Here is a 2,671-nt window from a genome sequence, read left to right on the forward strand (position 1 = left end):
CCTCCCGCACGATCTTCATGTCATTGCGACAATCGGCGAAGAGGGTCGGCGGCACGAAGTAACCAGGCCCGCCATGGGCCTCACCGCCGAACACCAGCCGTGCGCCTTCCTGTTTCCCGGCTTCGATATAGCTGAGTACGCTGTCCTGTTGCTTCGCCGATACCAGCGGGCTGATAAAGCAGTCGGGATCGAGCCCCGGTGCCATCTTCAGGCCACTGACGTAATCGGTCAGGGCTTCCAGGAAAGGCTCATAGATTGACGCATGCACATAGAGCCTGGAGCCTGCATCGCACACCTGGCCGGAGTTGAAAAAGATGCCCTGGGCCACCGCTTCTGCCGCCGCCTCGATATTGGCATCCTCGAACACCAGCACCGCCGACTTGCCGCCCAGCTCCAGCGTCATGCGTTTCATGTCGGCAAGTGCCGCCTGGCCCACGGTGCGCCCGACAGGGGTGGAGCCGGTAAAGGTAATCTTGTCGATACCAGGGTGACTCGACATGGCCGCACCCACTACCGAGCCGCGACCGGTAACTATGTTCACCACACCGTCGGGAATGCCGGCCTGCTGCACCAGTTCTGCAAAACGCAGGGTGCTGAGCGATGTGAGCTCCGCAGGTTTGACCACTACTGTGCAACCGACTGCGAGCGCTGCGCCCAGCTTCCAGGCCATGGTCTGCAATGGGAAGTTCCATGGAATGATCGAGGCCACCACGCCCACCGGCTCCTTGCGGGTATAGGCCACGTAGCTGCCGGGCAGGGACGCTGGCTCAACGCTGCGCCCATAAATCTTGGAGGCCCAACCGGCGAAGTAGCGGAAGGTGTCGATGGTGCCCTGAATATCCACTTCCAGCGCCTGTACCACCGACTTGCCCATATCGATGGACTCAATCTCGGCCAGTTCCTGGGCATTGGCTTCCAGCAGATCCGCCAGTTTGTGCAGCAACCGCTCGCGCTCCAGGGGTTTGAGCTGGCTCCACTCCCCATGATCAAACTGATGCCGGGCCGCGGCCACAGCGCGATCCAGATCCAGGGCTGTACCTTCGGGTATCTGTGTCAGCACGCCGCCGGTGGAGGCTTCTATCACCTCACTGATGGCACCGTCGCTAGCTGCCACCCAGTCGCCGCCAATAAACATGCGCTGGGTTTTGGCAAGAAAGTCCCGCGTTGCCTGGGAAACCTGATAGTTGTCGAGATACGCCTTTACGATAGTGTCCATCGTCGCCTCGTTCGTTGTGCTTGTTATTGTCCGGGTCGGTCACTGTCGACCTCCTGTGACCACCAGTATCGGAAAGCCGGAAACATTTAAAAATATCGACCTATCAATACATAGATTGATTAAACGTTATGCAAAAGGCTGCAGTGACGACGCCAGCAAAGAGGGAAAGCAGGAAAGCAGGACAACAGCGGGGGCAGATGCATTTACTTTTAGTAATCTATCAATTGATACAACGATATTTATCAATCAAACCGCTTCATCAAGAATAGGAACTCTAAACAGGCCAGCGCACCAGGGTCTACAGGAGCCGGGGCACGAGGCCCTGAATCAAATAAGCATAATAAAGAGGTATCAAGCATGGCTGATCGGTATGACTACATCATCATCGGTGCCGGTTCCGCCGGTTGTGTGCTGGCTAACCGGATTTCGGAAGATCCCGCCACCTCGGTGCTGCTGCTGGAATCCGGTGGCAGCGACAAGAGTGTCATTATCCAAATGCCGACCGCCTTCTCGATGCCCATGAACACCAAGAAGTACAACTGGCGTTACGAGACCGTGCCCGAGCCCCATCTGAACGGCCGCCGTGTGCACTGCCCCCGTGGCAAGGTGCTGGGCGGCTCCTCGTCCATCAACGGCCTGGTCTACATTCGTGGCCATGCCTGTGATTTTGATGAATGGGAGAGTCTTGGTGCCAAAGGCTGGGGCTACCAGAACTGCCTGCCCTACTTCAGAAAAGCCGAAACCCAGCAGCATGGCGGCGATGAGTACCGCGGCGACAGCGGCCCACTGCACACCAATAACGGCAACAACATGGCCAACCCTCTGTATGGCGCTTTCGTCGATGCCGGCGAAGAGGCCGGTTATATCAAGACCCGCGACTGCAACGGCCAGATGCAGGAAGGCTTTGGCCCCATGCACATGACCGTAAAGAAAGGCGTGCGCTGGTCCACCGCCAATGCCTATCTGCGCCCCGCCATGGACAGACCCAACCTGACCGTGGTCACCCATGCCATGACCCGCCGTATCCTGCTGGATGGCAAGTGCGCCGTCGGCGTCGAATACTCCCGCGCAGGCAGCACTCAGACCGTGCGCTGCAACCGCGAAGTGCTGCTGTCGGCCGGCCCCATTGGCTCACCCCACCTGCTGCAGCTCTCCGGCATTGGCCCAAAAGCCGTACTGCGCGAGGCCGGCATAGAAGTGCTGCACGACCTGCCCGGGGTGGGCGAAAACCTGCAGGACCACGCCGAGATCTATATCCAGTACAAATGCAAAGAGCCCATCACCCTGAACAGCAAGATGGGCCTGCTGAGCAAGGCGCTGATCGGCGCCCGCTGGCTGCTGCGCAAGGATGGCCTGGGCGCCACTAACCATTTCGAATCCTGCGGCTTTATCCGCTCAGAGCCGGGCCTGAAATGGCCGGACATCCAGTTCCATTTCCTGCCGGCGGCCATGCGC

General features: G+C 59.0%; 2 protein-coding genes. One reads left to right on the plus strand and one right to left on the minus strand.

Translation table 11 applies throughout. The annotated features are described in order from the left end of the window. On the minus strand, nucleotides 1-1,216 hold a 1,216-nt coding region (locus MPRO_RS03530; RefSeq protein ID WP_067287066.1), incomplete at its 3' end, for an aldehyde dehydrogenase family protein. A gap of 357 nt (nucleotides 1,217-1,573) precedes the next feature. On the opposite strand from MPRO_RS03530, the gene MPRO_RS03535 reads away from it, so the two are divergent. Continuing rightward, a partial coding sequence (locus tag MPRO_RS03535) for a choline dehydrogenase (protein ID WP_067287068.1) occupies nucleotides 1,574-2,671 on the plus strand: 1,098 nt, incomplete at its 3' end.

Origin of the sequence: Marinobacterium profundum (assembly GCF_001528745.1) — a bacterium.
In the GTDB taxonomy this organism is placed as follows: Bacteria; Pseudomonadota; Gammaproteobacteria; order Pseudomonadales; family Balneatricaceae; genus Marinobacterium_A; species Marinobacterium_A profundum.